Source organism: Rhizobium leucaenae USDA 9039 (assembly GCF_000426285.1).
GTDB lineage: Bacteria > Pseudomonadota > Alphaproteobacteria > Rhizobiales > Rhizobiaceae > Rhizobium > Rhizobium leucaenae.
In genome coordinates, this window is the sequence record NZ_AUFB01000015.1 from 118224 (window position 1) to 133249 (window position 15026).

The 15026-nt window shown below is 60.3% G+C and carries 17 protein-coding genes; 6 read left to right on the forward strand and 11 right to left on the reverse strand.

Translation table 11 applies throughout. The annotated features are described in order from the left end of the window. Positions 1-12: 12 nt before the first annotated feature. From K290_RS0121770 to K290_RS0121785, 4 genes are all read right to left on the reverse strand, one after another. Complete coding sequence (locus tag K290_RS0121770; protein WP_004127534.1) at positions 13-414, reverse strand: PTS sugar transporter subunit IIA; 402 nt, start codon at positions 412-414, stop codon at positions 13-15. Between the two features lie 150 nt (positions 415-564). After that, positions 565-1017, reverse strand: a complete 453-nt coding sequence (locus tag K290_RS0121775) for an HPr kinase/phosphorylase (RefSeq protein WP_028753829.1) — start codon at positions 1015-1017, stop codon at positions 565-567. Beyond that, the gene (locus tag K290_RS0121780) at positions 1014-2807 is read right to left on the reverse strand and encodes a sensor histidine kinase (RefSeq protein ID WP_028753830.1); all 1794 of its coding nucleotides are present in this window, start codon (positions 2805-2807) and stop codon (positions 1014-1016) included. The genes K290_RS0121775 and K290_RS0121780 overlap by 4 nt, the downstream gene beginning before the upstream one ends. A gap of 194 nt (positions 2808-3001) precedes the next feature. Then, positions 3002-3733 carry a response regulator transcription factor gene (locus K290_RS0121785; RefSeq protein WP_191055851.1) on the reverse strand — a complete coding sequence of 244 codons (732 nt, stop codon included), beginning with the start codon at positions 3731-3733 and terminating at the stop codon, positions 3002-3004. Between the two features lie 351 nt (positions 3734-4084). On the opposite strand from K290_RS0121785, the gene K290_RS0121790 reads away from it, so the two are divergent. From K290_RS0121790 to K290_RS0121800, 3 genes are all read left to right on the forward strand, one after another. Further along, positions 4085-5695, forward strand: coding sequence for a phosphoenolpyruvate carboxykinase (locus K290_RS0121790; protein WP_028753832.1), 1611 nt, complete (start codon positions 4085-4087; stop codon positions 5693-5695). A gap of 109 nt (positions 5696-5804) precedes the next feature. After that, the gene (gene arfB / locus K290_RS0121795) at positions 5805-6239 is read left to right on the forward strand and encodes an alternative ribosome rescue aminoacyl-tRNA hydrolase ArfB (RefSeq protein WP_028753833.1); all 435 of its coding nucleotides are present in this window, start codon (positions 5805-5807) and stop codon (positions 6237-6239) included. A 282-nt stretch (positions 6240-6521) separates the two neighbouring features. After that, positions 6522-7130 (forward strand): alpha-ketoglutarate-dependent dioxygenase AlkB family protein, encoded by a 609-nt coding sequence (locus tag K290_RS0121800; protein WP_028753834.1) that lies wholly within the window; start codon positions 6522-6524, stop codon positions 7128-7130. Positions 7131-7134: 4 nt separating this feature from the next. On the opposite strand, the gene coaA is transcribed toward K290_RS0121800, so the two are convergent. The 7 genes from coaA to hisB are packed head-to-tail and all read right to left on the reverse strand — an operon-like array spanning position 7135 to position 11789. Further along, entirely contained in the window at positions 7135-8130 is a 996-nt protein-coding gene (gene coaA, locus K290_RS0121805) for a type I pantothenate kinase (RefSeq protein ID WP_028753835.1), read from the reverse strand. 6 nt (positions 8131-8136) lie between these two features. After that, the gene (locus K290_RS0121810; RefSeq protein ID WP_028753836.1) at positions 8137-8451 is read right to left on the reverse strand and encodes a phosphoribosyl-ATP diphosphatase; all 315 of its coding nucleotides are present in this window, start codon (positions 8449-8451) and stop codon (positions 8137-8139) included. Positions 8452-8466: 15 nt separating this feature from the next. Beyond that, a complete protein-coding gene (hisF, locus tag K290_RS0121815; protein WP_028753837.1) occupies positions 8467-9255 on the reverse strand; it encodes an imidazole glycerol phosphate synthase subunit HisF in 789 nt (262 codons plus the stop codon). Continuing rightward, positions 9252-9995: a 1-(5-phosphoribosyl)-5-[(5-phosphoribosylamino)methylideneamino]imidazole-4-carboxamide isomerase gene (hisA, locus tag K290_RS0121820; RefSeq protein WP_028753838.1), complete on the reverse strand. Its 744-nt coding sequence runs from the start codon at positions 9993-9995 to the stop codon at positions 9252-9254. The genes hisF and hisA overlap by 4 nt, the downstream gene beginning before the upstream one ends. Before the next feature lie 24 nt (positions 9996-10019). After that, positions 10020-10670, reverse strand: coding sequence for an imidazole glycerol phosphate synthase subunit HisH (gene hisH / locus K290_RS0121825; protein ID WP_028753839.1), 651 nt, complete (start codon positions 10668-10670; stop codon positions 10020-10022). 2 nt (positions 10671-10672) lie between these two features. Next, positions 10673-11155, reverse strand: coding sequence for a DUF2628 domain-containing protein (locus tag K290_RS0121830; RefSeq protein WP_028753840.1), 483 nt, complete (start codon positions 11153-11155; stop codon positions 10673-10675). A 25-nt stretch (positions 11156-11180) separates the two neighbouring features. After that, positions 11181-11789, reverse strand: coding sequence for an imidazoleglycerol-phosphate dehydratase HisB (gene hisB, locus K290_RS0121835; protein WP_028753841.1), 609 nt, complete (start codon positions 11787-11789; stop codon positions 11181-11183). A 214-nt stretch (positions 11790-12003) separates the two neighbouring features. On the opposite strand from hisB, the gene hslV reads away from it, so the two are divergent. From hslV to K290_RS0121850, 3 genes are all read left to right on the forward strand, one after another. Further along, the gene (gene hslV / locus K290_RS0121840; protein ID WP_028753842.1) at positions 12004-12531 is read left to right on the forward strand and encodes an ATP-dependent protease subunit HslV; all 528 of its coding nucleotides are present in this window, start codon (positions 12004-12006) and stop codon (positions 12529-12531) included. 43 nt (positions 12532-12574) lie between these two features. Then, positions 12575-13882 carry an ATP-dependent protease ATPase subunit HslU gene (gene hslU, locus K290_RS0121845; protein ID WP_028753843.1) on the forward strand — a complete coding sequence of 436 codons (1308 nt, stop codon included), beginning with the start codon at positions 12575-12577 and terminating at the stop codon, positions 13880-13882. 154 nt (positions 13883-14036) lie between these two features. After that, positions 14037-14990 carry a DUF1402 family protein gene (locus tag K290_RS0121850; protein ID WP_028753844.1) on the forward strand — a complete coding sequence of 318 codons (954 nt, stop codon included), beginning with the start codon at positions 14037-14039 and terminating at the stop codon, positions 14988-14990. Positions 14991-15026: the final 36 nt, after the last annotated feature.

Sequence of the window (15026 nt, forward strand, 5' to 3'; positions counted from 1 at the left end):
ATGCTTGTCTCGTCATTTGCCGCTGAGTACACGGCTGGCCACGTTTATGTACTTGCGTCCGGCCTCGGAAGCTTCAACCAGAGCCTTCTCCATGTTGTTGTCGCCCCGTACGCCCGCAAGCTTTATTAGCATCGGCAGATTGACGCCGGCAATAACCTCTGTGTGGCCGCTATTCATGACCGAGATCGCGAGATTGGAAGGAGTGCCGCCGAACATATCGGTAAGAATGATGACCCCGTGCCCGTCGTCGGCGCCCGCAACGGCTTGGAGGATATCCTGCCGCCGCTTGTCCATGTCGTCTTCGGGACCAATGCATACCGTCTCTATGAACTTCTGCGGACCAACGACATGCTCGACGGCATGCCGAAACTCTTCAGCCAGCTTGCCATGAGTGACAAGCACAAGTCCGATCATGATATTACTGCTCCCATCGCACATAAACAGGTGGCCCATATCGCAATGCAGCAATGTCGTCCACCGGTGGGGGGACATCTTGGCGATGAAAAGACGAAGTGCAAGCTTAAAATATGATATTTGGGCGGCTGCGGGGGCCTAAATGGCCGATTAACCCAAACTGATGATGGTTTTCGCCATAATCACGGCGAGCGGATTCGCTGATGTTGCGGACAGGCGGATCAGCGGCAGGCGGATGGATTCCGTAACATCGGCCTTTTCGTCTTCCGGGGGAAGCCGCTCGGCCGTCGCCGGATCGACCGGACGTATGGCGCAATGCATTTCAGCCTCGGAAACATATGGAAGCCGGACGATGCCGGTATAGCGGATCTCCATCAGGCCGGCGATTGAAGGCGGGCATTCGGCGATGACGGCACCATCACGTTGCGTGATGAAGACCTGATCGTCGGCCACCAACGCTGCGGAAAGCCCAAGCGGCTTGGCGGCCGCGAGGCAAGCAAAGGCGAGCGAGGACTTGCCGCTGCCCGATGGCCCCAAAAACAGCAGGCCGGTCTTGCCGATGACGATCGCCGTCCCGTGCACATTGGTCGCTTTGCCGCTCATGCCGGTGTTTCGGCCGGCAACGACAGGATGAAGCGGGCGCCGAGCAACGCTGCGCCATCACCGTCGACGATGTTTTCGGCACGCAGGGATCCGCCATGCGCCTCGGCGATCTGCCGGCTGATCGACAGGCCCAAACCGGAATTCTGCCCGAAACCTTCCGCTTCCGGCCGGTCGGTGTAGAAGCGCTCGAAAATACGGTCGATATTTTCCGCCTGGATGCCCGGCCCGTTGTCCTCGACATAGATGACGCAGCGCGTTCTGGTGCGCGTCAGCCTCACCGTGATCTTTCCGGTATCCTTCGCAACGAAGGAGCGGGCGTTTTCAATGAGGTTGGTGACGATCTGGCCGATACGCAGGTCGTGGCCGTCGATGGTGAACTTGGTTTTCGCGCCCGGCTTGCGATCGACGATGTAATCAATCTCGACCGCCTTCTTCGTATGGCCGACCTGCCGGGAAATATCGATCATGTCGCGCAGCAGCACTTCGAGATCGAGCGATTTCGCATCGGAGCGGGCAAGCTCGGCGTCGAGGCGGGACGCATCGGAAATATCGCTGATCAGCCGGTCGAGGCGGCGCACGTCGTGCTGGATCACATCCATCAACCGCTTCTTGGAATCGTCGCTCTTGGCAAGCGGCAACGTCTCGACGGCGCTGCGCAGCGATGTCAGCGGGTTTTTCAGTTCGTGGCTGACGTCGGCGGCAAAACTTTCGATCGCGTCGATGCGATCATAGAGCGCTGAGGTCATGTCGCGCAGCGCGATCGATAGATTGCCGATTTCGTCCTGACGGGCGGAGAAATCCGGAATTTCCTCGCGCTCCTTCGCGCCGCCCCGGCGCACCCGGATAGCGGCCGCCGAAAGCCGGCGCAGCGGATTGGCGATGGTTGAGGACAGAAGCAGCGACAGAACGACGTTGACCAGGGTCGCGACACCGAAGACGCGCATGATCGCCAGGCGCTCGGCATGGACGATCTTGTCGATATCGCCGGCCTGCGTCGACAGCAGCAGCACTCCGAGCACGGCGCGGAACCGCTGGATGGGCACGGCCACCGAGACGATCAGCTCACCTTTTTCCGTGGTGCGCACCACGGCGCCGCGCACGCCGGTCAGCGCGTTCATCACCTCCGGATAGATCGAACCGTCACCGCCCGGCGCTTCCTTATAAACCGGCAGGTTGCCCGGCTGCAGCATCTTGTTGAGCAGGCCGCTGAACCAGTCGGACCAGCTCTGTGCCGCGTCTTCCACCGGCGGCAGATCGTAGCGCAGCACCTGGCCGCGCGAATAGAGGTGACGGCTGTCGAGCAGCAGATTGGCATCGGCGTCGAAGATGCGGGCACGGGTGCGCGTCGGCGAGATCAGCCGCGTCAGCACCGGCGCCACCTTCTCCGGATCGATCGGGAATTCCAGATCCTCATCGTTCGGAACGGGCGTGATGCTCTGCCCTGCCTGCAGTTCCAAGAGTTTCTGCGGGTCGATGGTGATGGAATTGGTATCGACCGAGGCCGATGCCGAGACGGCACCGGCGATGATCTCGCCCTGGGTCAGCAGGCTCTCGACGCGGGCGTCGATCAGGCCCTCGCGGAACTGATTGAGATAGAGGATGCCGCCGACGAGAACTACGAGGGCAGCCAAATTGAAGAACAGGATGCGTCGCGTCAGGCTCGAGAAGACGGCATTGCCGAAGATGCGGCGGATCAGCGTGAAAGGGTGAGTCCACCGGCGGCGGGCGATTCTGACATCGCTCGGGCTTTCCGTGTCGTCGATATCTCTATCTTGCACCAGTTGTGCCAAGCCAACGGCCCTTTCGAAGAACAGGATCGGCGATCCTGTCCGCATGCTCTTATTCCATTGTCCGCCGCATGGTCCAGTGAACTATCCGAGCATGATGCCGAAAGTGCCAGGGGATTTCCGACGACATCATGCTCTATTCTTTGATCCCAGAGCAGATTCAGATTTTAAGTCGATCGACCTGAAATCATGTGGCTCTAGGCCGCTTCGCGGAAGCGGTAGCCGACTCCATACAGCGTTTCGATCATATCAAAATCGAGATCGACCATCTTGAATTTCTTGCGAAGCCGCTTGATGTGGCTGTCGATGGTGCGGTCGTCGACGTAGACCTGCTCGTCATAGGCGGCATCCATCAAGGCATCGCGGCTTTTTACGACGCCGGGGCGCTGCGCCAGGGAATGCAGGATCAGGAATTCGGTGACCGTCAGCGTCACCGGTTCGCCCTTCCAGGTGCAGGTATGGCGTTCCTGGTCCATGACAAGCTGTCCGCGCTCCAGCGAGCGGGCCTGCTGCGCAGCGCCGGGCTTCGCGGCTGTGCCGCCACTGGCCGCGTTCGCAGCTTCACGGGCGGAGGCGCGGCGGAGTACCGCCTTGACGCGCTCGACCAGCAGACGCTGCGAGAAAGGCTTGGTGATGAAGTCGTCGGCACCCATTTTCAGGCCGAACAACTCGTCGATCTCTTCATCCTTGGAAGTGAGGAAGATCACCGGCAGATCGGACTTCTGCCGCAGGCGGCGCAGAAGCTCCATGCCATCCATGCGCGGCATCTTGATATCGAAGATCGCTAGTTGCGGCGGCCGGGCCAGCAATCCGTCGAGCGCCGAAGCGCCGTCCGTATAGGTCTCTACCTTATATCCTTCGGCTTCCAAGGCAATCGACACGGAAGTCAGGATATTGCGGTCGTCATCAACGAGCGCGATTGTCAACATGGTGTTCGTCTCCGTCATCAGTGCGCGTCTCTCCCGGATGTGAAATCCAGCCCAGGTGGCTTGCCAGCTCGTTGGCGATAACCTGGCGCGCTTATGGGGATAAAGGTGGAACAAATTGTGGCAAAGATAAAGAGGCGGATTGCCGAACGCGTAAACATTGAACCATGAGTTGTGTGACGAAACGTCTCGATCACACTTATTCAAACGATTTAAAAATATCAAAAATTATTTAAATCGATTAAATACATGATATCATTCATTTTTTCTCTTTTCATGCTCTTGTGCTTTTAAAAAGACGCCTCTACGCTTTATCTAGTTTTAACGGCTGAGGCCACCTGGAGGAATAGAGCGATGGAGCAATTCGGCGTCCGCAATCCCGCAACCGAACTCGAATCTATCGGCCTGGGAGCGGCCGCCAGTGTGCGTTATAACCTCTTGGAGGCTCATCTCTATGAGGAAGCGATTCGTCGGCGCGAAGCCGATCTGACCGCTCATGGCGCACTGAGAGCACTGACAGGACAACACACCGGCCGTTCGCCGAAGGACAAGTTCGTGGTCCGCAACGCGGTCACCGAAGATCAGATCTGGTGGGACAACAACAAGCCGATGTCGCCGGAACATTTCGCGCTGCTGCACAAGGATATGCTGGCGCATGTGCACGGCAAGGACCTGTTCGTCCAGGATCTCATCGGCGGCGCCGATCATGATTATGCGCTGCCGACGCGCGTCGTCACTGAATTTGCCTGGCACTCGCTGTTCATTCGCAACCTGCTCATTCGTCCGGAACGGTCGGCGCTGGAAAGCTTTGTGCCGAAGCTGACGATCATTGATCTGCCGAGCTTCCGCGCCGATCCGGAGCGCCATGGCTGCCGCGCAGAAACGGTGATCGCCTGCGACCTCGTCAACGGCATCGTTTTGATCGGCGGCACCTCTTATGCCGGCGAAATGAAGAAATCGGTCTTCACCGTCCTGAACTACCTCCTGCCGGAACGCGGCGTCATGCCGATGCACTGCTCGGCCAATGTCGGCCCGGACGGCGACGCGGCGATCTTCTTCGGCCTTTCGGGCACCGGCAAGACGACGCTCTCTGCCGACCCGACGCGCACGCTGATCGGCGACGATGAGCATGGCTGGGGCGAAAACGGCATCTTCAATTTCGAAGGCGGCTGTTACGCCAAGACCATTCGCCTGTCGGCCGAAGCCGAGCCGGAAATCTACGACACCACCCGCCGCTTCGGCACCGTGCTCGAAAATGTCGTGCTGGACGAACATGGCGTGCCGGATCTCGACGACGGTTCGCTGACGGAGAATACCCGCAGCGCCTATCCGCTGCATTTCATCCCGAACGCTTCGGAATCCGGCATGACCGGCCATCCGGAGACGATCATCATGCTGACGGCCGATGCCTTCGGCGTCATGCCCCCGATCGCCAAGCTGACGCCGGAACAGGCGATGTACCACTTCCTCTCCGGCTACACCGCCAAGGTCGCCGGCACGGAAAAGGGCGTCGTCGAGCCCGAAGCCACCTTCTCGACCTGCTTCGGCGCTCCCTTCATGCCGCGCCACCCGACCGAATACGGCAATCTGCTCAAGGATCAGATCGCCCGCCATGGCGCGCGCTGCTGGCTTGTCAATACCGGGTGGACCGGCGGCGCCTATGGGACGGGACGCCGCATGCCGATCAAGGCGACGCGAGCCCTGCTGGCGGCCGCTTTGAAGGGTGATCTCGACAATGTCGAGTTCCGCATCGATCCGAACTTCGGCTTTGCCGTGCCGGTCGCCGTCGAAGGCGTCAACAGCACCATCCTCGACCCGCGCTCCACCTGGGCCGACGGCCAGGCCTATGATGCGCAGGCGGCCAAGCTGGTGCAGATGTTCGTGTCGAATTTTGCCAAGTTCGAAAACCATGTCGACGGCAACGTCCGAGACGCGGCCCCGGGCATGCGCGTCGCGGCGGAGTGATCCGCCGCTAGAGACAATGACTCACGTGAAACCCGGCGGTCAATCTGCCGGGTTTTTCATTTTGCCGTTGGCCTGTTTTCAACTGCGCGCCAATATGGGATAGACGCGCATGGCCAGCGACGCGCTTTATATCAACGACCGGATCACCATTGCCGGCTGGGAACTGACGGAACAATTCGTTCTGGCGGGCGGCCCCGGCGGGCAGAACGTCAACAAGGTCGCGACCGCTGTGCAGTTGTTCTTCAATATTCCGAATTCGCCGTCGCTGAATGACCGTGTGAAGGCCAACGCTATCCGGCTTGCCGGCCGGCGCGTCTCCAAGGACGGCGTCTTGATGATCGAGGCCAGCCGCTTCCGCAGCCAGGATCGCAATCGCGAGGATGCGCGCGAGCGGCTGAAGGAACTGATCCTCGAAGCCGCCGCCCCACCGCCGCCGCCACGCAAGAAGACCAAGCCGACGAAAGGCTCGATCGAACGGCGCCTGAAGGAAAAATCGGGCCGTTCGGAGGTCAAGAAGATGCGAGGCAAACCCGGCGGAGAATAGCTTTTCGGGCTGCGGTTTTTGTTGGGTTGGCTTATTTCTGTGTTTGCTGGAGAGGGCGGTTTCTGGAGAGCCCCCTCACCCTAGCCCTTTCCCCGAGGGGAGAGGGGACGACTATCGCTGCAGCCTCCGTTTGTTGGCGAAAAGGGTCAGCCAACCCCTTCTCCCCTCGGGGAGAAGGTGCCCGAGAGGGCGGATGAGGGGCGTTGCAGGGAGAGGAAAAACGGCCAGGCCCATTCGTACAGCGATGGCATAACCTGACCAGCACCACCGCAGGAAACAAAAATGCTCCTACCCAACGGAATTCGTCATCTCCCCGGCTATCTGGACCGCGCCGCCCAGGAGGCGTTGGTGGAGACCATCCGCACCGTTGTCGCCGAGGCGCCGCTTTACACGCCGGCCATGCCCGGCACGGGCAAGGAAATGTCCGTGCGCATGACCAATTGCGGGTCACTTGGCTGGGTGACGGACAAGCAGCGCGGCTATCGTTACCAGCATACTCACCCGGTGACCGGCAAGCCATGGCCCGCGATGCCGCCGCAACTGCTCGATCTCTGGAATGATATAGCTGGCTATGATAAGGCGCCGGAAGCTTGCCTGGTCAATTTCTACGATGACGATGCCCGCATGGGCCTGCACCAGGATCGCGACGAACAGGATCTCAATGCGCCCGTGCTGTCGATCTCGCTCGGCAATAGCTGCCTCTTTCGGGTGGGCGGTCTCAACCGCAATGATCGTACGCTATCTTTCAAGCTTTCCAGCGGCGATATCGTCGTTCTCGGCGGGGAAGGCAGGCTTTGCTTCCATGGCGTCGACCGCATCTACCCGGCAACGTCGACGCTGCTGAAGAATGGCGGTCGGATAAACCTGACTCTAAGGCGGGTGAATCCCTAGCCTCCTAAAGCTTCCTCAGCGCAACCTGTTCGATCAGATGATTCCTGCCTTTTTGCAGGATGAGATCCGCACGCGGGCGTGTCGGCAGGATGTTCTGGCGCAGGTTCTTCAGGTTGATGTTCTTCCACAACCCTTGGGCGGTCGCGATTGCCTCTTCCTCGGTGATCGAGGCGTAGCGGTGGAAGAAGGAGTTGGGGTCGCGGAAGGCGGTTTCGCGCAGCTTCATGAATCTGGCGACATACCAGTTGTGAATCAGATGCTCATCGGCATCGATATAGATCGAGAAATCGAAGAAGTCCGACACCATCGGCACGATCTTGCCATCCGCCGGCAGATGCCGCGATTGCAGCACGTTGATGCCCTCGAAGATCAGGATATCCGGCCGGTCGACGGTCTTATATTCGTCCGGCAGTACATCATAGACGAGATGCGAATAGCAGGGCGCCTTGACATCCGGCTGTCCGGCCTTGATCGCCGAGAGGAAGCGCAGGAGGGCTGCAGTGTCGTAGCTTTCCGGAAAGCCCTTGCGCTGCATCAGGTTGCGCCGCTGCAATTCCGCGTTCGGAAATAGGAAGCCGTCGGTCGTGATCAAATCCACTTTCGGGCTCGACGGCCAGCGGCGCAGCAATTCCTTCAGAATACGGGCAGTGGTGGATTTGCCGACGGCGACGGAGCCGGCGATGCCGATGACGAAGGGCGTCTTGGCGACATCGGAAAGACTGAGGAACCGGTTGCGTTGCTCGAACAGGATCTGCGAGGATTCCACATGCGAGGACAAAAGGCGCGATAGCGAAAGGTAGATACGCCGGACCTCGTCGAGATCGATCGGGTCGCCCATGGAGCGCAACCGCGTTACTTCGTCGGCCGTCAACGTCAGCGGCGTATCGGCCCTGAATTTCGACCACTCGTCCGAAGAAAAGAAATAATAGGGCGAATAGGCTTTCGCCTCAAATATATCGAGCGTTTCGTGCGCAGGCAGGGTTTGGGTCGCTATCGTCATCGCATTCTACCGGCTGGCCTTCTCCTGAAGGCCGGATTGAGCGGTGCGCCTTTCGAGCTCACCCATGACATTCTGCAACGGAATGCCTGCTATCTTCAATACGACCATAAGGTGATAAAGCAAATCGGCTGCCTCATAGGTTAGGTTGTCGCGGTCGCCAGTCACCGCCGCCATGACGGCCTCGATCGCTTCCTCGCCCAGCTTCTTTGCCGCCTTCGGCTGACCGGCGGCGAAAAGCTTCGCCGTCCAGGACTCCTCCGGCGATGCCTTGGAGCGCTCGGCAACGATCTTTTCGAGGTCGGAAAGGGTAAATCCGCTCATCCGTCCTATCCCTTCCTAATCGAGCCGCATGGCAATGCCATGCTCAGACATATAATGTTTCGCTTCGCCGACCGAATAGGTGCCGAAGTGGAAAATCGAGGCGGCGAGCACGGCTGTCGCATGGCCTTCCTTGATTCCGGCAACCAGATCGTCTAGATCGCCGACGCCGCCGGATGCGATGACCGGAACGCGCACGGCATCCGCGATCGCCCGTGTCAGCTCCAAATCATAGCCGACCTTGGTGCCGTCGCGGTCCATGGAAGTGACCAGCAGCTCGCCGGCGCCGCGCTCGACCATCTTGCGAGCAAAATCAACGGCGTCGATGCCGGTCGCGTTGCGGCCGCCATGGGTATAGATCTCCCAGGCGCTCAAATTGTCGCCGCCGAGCGCTTCGGTGCGTCTGCGTTTGGCGTCGATCGAGACGACGATGCATTGATTGCCGAACTTATCGGCCGCCTCAGCGACGAAATCCGGATTGTTGACGGCGGCCGAGTTGATCGAGACCTTGTCGGCGCCGCAAAGCAGCAGCTTGCGGATATCGGCGATCGTGCGGACGCCGCCACCGACCGTCACCGGCATGAAGCATTGTTCGGCGGTGCGCGCCACCACGTCGAAAATGGTTTCGCGATTGTCGGAAGAGGCGGTGATGTCGAGAAAGCAGAGTTCGTCCGCGCCTGCGGCGTCGTAAGCCTTAGCCGCTTCGACGGGATCGCCGGCATCGACGAGGTTGAGAAAATTGACGCCTTTGACGACACGGCCGTCCTTGACGTCGAGGCAGGGGATGACGCGGGCTTTCAGGGTCATTGCGCTGCCTCCTTGGCCTGCTTGATCAGGGCCAGTGCTTCCTTCGGGTCGATCCGACCATCATAAAGCGCGCGGCCGGAAATCGCACCTTCCAGTTTACGGGCGTCCGGTTCGAGCATGCGACGGATATCGTCCAGGGAGGCGAGCCCGCCGGATGCGATGACTGGGATGGAAACAGCTTCGGCCAGATCCAGCGTCGAAGCCCAGTTGATCCCGGTCAGAATGCCGTCGCGGTCGATGTCGGTATAGATGATGGCGGCGACGCCGACGCCTTCGAATTTCCTTGCCAGTTCGATAACGCCGAGTTCGGAAGCTTCCGCCCAGCCCTCGACCGCCACCTTGCCGCCCTTGGCGTCGATGCCAACAGCGATGTGTCCCGGATACCTCCGGCAGGCTTCAACGACGAGCGCCGGATCGCGCACTGCGACGGTGCCGAGGATAACGCGAGCAAGCCCGCGCGACAGCCAGTTCTCGATATGGTCGAGCGTGCGGATGCCGCCGCCGAGCTGCACCGGGTTCTTCGTCGCCTTCAGGATGGCGTCGACGGCAGCACCATTGACGGTCTCGCCGGCAAAGGCCCCATTGAGGTCGACGACATGCAGCCATTCGAAGCCCTGGTCTTCGAAGGCCTTGGCTTGCGCGGCCGGATCGGGGTTGTAGACGGTCGCCTGTTGCATGTCGCCGAGCTTGAGGCGCACGCACTGGCCGTCTTTGAGGTCGATAGCAGGAAACAAAATCATGTCTTTGTCCTCAGTGCGCGAACCTTAAGGCTTCCAGCGCAGGAAATTGGCAATCAGGGCGAGGCCGAGCTTCTGGCTCTTTTCGGGATGGAACTGCGAGCCGGCCATGTTGTCGCGGCCGACGAAGGCGGTCATCGCGCCGCCATAGCTGGTCGTGGCGATGACATCGTCGGCGTGATCGGCCGCCAGATGGTACGAATGCACGAAATAGGCGTGCAGCCCTTCCGGCCCCGTCGGAATGCCATCGAAGAGGGGATGCCGGTGCCGGAGATCCAGCGTGTTCCAACCAATCTGCGGGATTTTCAGGGTCAGATCGTCCGGCGTCATCTCTTTGACGTCGCCCTTGATCCAGCCGAACCCCTGCGTGATGGTCTTTTCGAGCCCGCGCGACGACATGAGCTGCATGCCGACGCAGATGCCGAGGAAGGGGCGGCCCTTGTGTTCCACGACATCGATCACCGCATCGGCCATGCCGGAAACTGCGTCGAGCCCACGGCGGCAGTCGGCATAGGCGCCGACGCCGGGAAGGACGATGCGGTCGGCGGTGGCGACACGCTCAGCATCGTCAGTCAGATCGATTTCGGTGTCGATACCGGCTTCGCGGGCCGCGCGTTCGAAGGCTTTGGTAGCCGAACGCAGGTTGCCTGAGCCGTAGTCGATAATTGCGACGCGCATGGTCAGCGTCCTCCATCATAGCCGGGAAGACCGAAGCCCGGTCCACCCTGGCGTGAGCCAGTATTCAGAGAGGGAGGAATATCCCAATTGGCCGAACGGATATTCTCCTCGGCCTTCGGCTCGATTTCGGAGAAATGGATATCCTCGGCCGCCGCCAGATTGGGAGCCGAAACCAGACCTTCCGTTTTCCAGCCGCCAGCAACGAGGTTCCGGTAGGCGGCATGGCTGCCTTCGAGCGCAGCGAGGATGCGCAGGCCGAGCAGAATTGCGACGCCTGCGACGAAAAATCCCGGCCGGCGAATCAATTCCCAGCCAATGCCCTCCAGCAAAAAGGCGGCGATCGCCAGCAGCCACAGCCGGTGAAAAAGCATCCACAGCGTCGGAAACAAAAACGCCGTCCAGGAAAAGCCGTCGCGGATGAAGCGCGTTCTCACCTGGTTTTTGTCCGGTCCCCCGGGTGGCGTCAAAATCAAGTAGCTTGCCATCTCTTCACTTCCCGCGTGATGGGGCTCAGGCGAGGGTGCCCTTCGTCGAGGGCACGCGGCCTGCCTGCCGCGGATCAATCTCGGTTGCGGTACGCAGCGCGCGGGCAACGGCCTTGAAGCATGTCTCGGCAATATGGTGATTGTTGGCGCCATAGTGGTTGAGGATATGCAGCGTGATGCCGGCATTCTGCGCGAGCGCTTGGAAGAATTCGCGCACCAGCTCGGTATCGAACGTGCCGATCTTCGGGGCGCTGAAGGCGACGTTCCAGACGAGGAAGGGCCGGCCGGACAGATCGACGGCCGCCTTCGTCATCGTTTCGTCCATGGCGAGGTCGATCGATGCATAGCGCGTGATGCCGCGCCGGTCGCCCAGCGCCTTGGCAATGGCCTGCCCGATGGCGATGCCGGTATCTTCGACCGCATGGTGATCGTCGACATGCAGGTCACCCTTGGTGTCGATCTCCATGTCGATCAACGAATGCCGCGAAAGCTGCTCCAGCATATGGTCGAAGAAGCCGACGCCGGTCGAAATGGTCGACTTGCCGCTGCCGTCGATATTGACGGACACCGAGACCGAGGTCTCGTTGGTCTTGCGGGAAACGGTTGCCGTGCGGCTCGCTACGGTCTCTGCCATGGGCTGCTCCATCGGGATTGACGGCCGTTCCTTATCAGGCACATCCGCAAATATCCAGAAGTTAAGTCAGTATAGACTTATCTAGCCGGCTTACATGCATCATTCGAAAATACCGGCCATTTGCAATCGTCAAAAGCCCTCTTACATAGGTGCTGACGGGGCCGAAACGCGGCCCGGCGAAAGCCCGCCAAAATGGGGGCAAACAGGTGTTTAGATGACGACAATTGTGACTATTCGCAAGGACGGCAAGGTAGTGATGGCTGGCGATGGCCAGGTGAGCCTTGGCCAGACCGTGATGAAGGGCAATGCCCGCAAGGTTCGCCGCATCGGCAAGGGTGACGTAATTGCCGGTTTCGCCGGCGCGACCGCCGACGCCTTTACGCTCCTCGAGCGGCTTGAAAAAAAGCTCGAACAATATCCCGGTCAGTTGATGCGCGCCGCCGTCGAGCTCGCCAAGGACTGGCGCACGGACAAATATCTGCGCAATCTCGAAGCGATGATGCTGGTTGCCGACAAACAAGTGACGCTCGCGGTCACCGGCAACGGCGATGTGCTCGAACCGGAACACGGCGCCATGGCGATCGGCTCCGGCGGCAATTTTGCGCTCGCCGCCGCCCGCGCGCTGATGGATACCGACAAATCGGCCGAGGACGTCGCCCGCCGCGCGCTCGACATCGCCGCCGACATCTGCGTCTATACCAATCACAACGTGGTGGTCGAAACGCTCGACTCCGAGTCCTAATTCCTCTCTTGATTGTTTCTAGCCCTGACGGGAAGCACACGAAATGACCACTTTTTCCCCCCGCGAGATCGTTTCCGAACTCGACCGCTATATTGTCGGCCAGCATGAGGCCAAACGCGCCGTGGCGATTGCGCTGCGCAACCGCTGGCGCCGCCAGCAGCTCGAGCCCGATCTGCGCGACGAAGTCATGCCCAAGAACATCCTGATGATCGGTCCGACGGGCGTCGGCAAGACGGAAATCTCCCGTCGCCTCGCCAAGCTCGCCGGCGCGCCCTTCATCAAGGTGGAAGCGACGAAATTTACCGAGGTCGGCTATGTCGGCCGCGACGTCGAACAGATCGTCCGCGATCTCGTCGAGGTCGGCATCGGCCTGGTGCGCGAAAAGAAGCGCACTGAAGTTCAGGCGAAGGCGCATATGAGCGCGGAAGAGCGGGTGCTCGACGCTCTGGTCGGCGCCACCGCCTCGCCGGCAACACGCGACAGCTTCCGCAAGAAGCTGCGCGAAGGCCAATTGGACGACAAGGAAATCGATATCGAAGTTGCCGACAGCGGCTCCGGCATGCCCGGTTTCGAAATTCCCGGCATGCCCGGCGCGAATATCGGCGTGCTCAACCTCTCGGAGATGTTCGGCAAGGCCATGGGCGGCCGCACCAAGAAGGTTCGCACCACGGTGAAGGATTCCTACAAGGAGCTGATCCGCGACGAGTCCGACAAGCTGATCGACAACGAGGCAATCCAGCGCGAAGCGGTGCAGTCGGCCGAGAATGACGGCATCGTCTTCCTGGACGAGATCGACAAGATCGCCGCCCGCGACGGCGGCATGGGCGCCGGCGTCTCGCGCGAAGGCGTGCAGCGCGACCTGCTGCCGCTGGTCGAAGGCACGACGGTTGCGACCAAATATGGTCCGGTGAAGACCGATCACATCCTCTTCATCGCCTCCGGCGCCTTCCACGTGTCGAAGCCTTCGGACCTCCTGCCGGAATTGCAGGGCCGCTTGCCGATCCGTGTCGAGCTGAAGCCGCTGAGCAAAGAGGATTTCCGTCGCATCCTCACGGAGCCGGAAGCCAGCCTCATCCGCCAGTACAAGGCGCTGATGGAGACGGAAAACCTGAAGCTCGACTTCACGGATGATGCGATCGACGCTTTGGCCGATGTCGCCGTGCACCTCAACTCCACCGTCGAGAACATCGGCGCCCGCCGCCTGCAGACGGTGATGGAGCGGGTGTTGGACGAGATCTCCTATAATGCGTCGGATCGCGCCGGCGTGTCGGTGACCATCGATGCCGACTATGTGCGCGAACATGTCGGCGATCTCGCCACCAATACAGACCTGTCGCGCTTCATTCTCTAGTGACGGCGATTTGACATATTAATCACTCGACAGCGGGCCGTTAACTTTTTAGTTAGGGGCCCGTTTCTTTGTGTGGAATGGCTTTATTCGGCCAAGATTGTCCGTCAGGCAGCCGCATTGAAACATCGGACGAAACTTCGATAGGGCAGCCATCGTGCGACGCATTCTGATCACCCTTCTTCTGACGGTTGTCAGCCTCTCCTGGATCCCGGCCTATGCGGACGCAGCGGCCATGGTGCCGTCGGGCAACCGTAACGCCGAGCAGCCGGCAATCCCCGGTGCCTCCGTGCGCCGTACCAAGGGCACGAATTCCACGTTCGAGCGCAAATACCAGAAGGTTCACGAACTGCTGGCGACCGACACCCGGCTGATGTCGAAGATCAAGTCTACGGCGCGCGCCTACGGCATCGATCCGATCCACATCATCGGCGCGCTGGTCGGCGAACATACCTATAATGTCGACGCCTATGACGGCCTGCAGTCCTACTATGTCAAAGCCGCCTCCTATGCCGGCCAGAGCTTCCGCTTTGCTTATGACGGCGAAGACGTCGACGATTTCGTCGCCCGGCCGCAATTCGATGCCTGCAAGGGCAAGAGGGATTCCTACAGCCTCTGGACCTGCCGCGAAGACGTCTGGGAGAGCGATTTCCGGGGCAAGAAGGTCGGCGGCAAATCCTTCCCGGACAATCGTTTCAGTGCCGTGTTCTTCCAGCCTTTTTATGCCGGCCAGACTTTCGGCCTCGGGCAGGTCAATCCGCTGACGGCGCTGGAGCTTTCCGATCTCGTCAGCAGCACGTCCGGCATCCCGAAGCTGGATGAAAAGGATGCTGGCAGCGTCTACAAGGCCATCATGGATCCGGATCTGTCGCTCGCCTTCGTTGCCGCCTCGATCCGTAAGTCGATCGACGACTACCGCTCGATTGCCGGCATGGACATTTCAGGCAATCCCGGCATCACGGCAACGCTCTACAATGTCGGCAATTCCCGTCAGCGCGCCGCAGCGCTCGCCGCCAAGAATCGGGGAGCGGCACAGCCGGTCTGGCCGGAGGAAAATTACTATGGCTGGCTTATCAATGATAAGCTGGACGATCTGAAGTCGCTGCTCTAAACTTCGGGAGCCGTCGGGAAAATAAGGTTTTCGAGG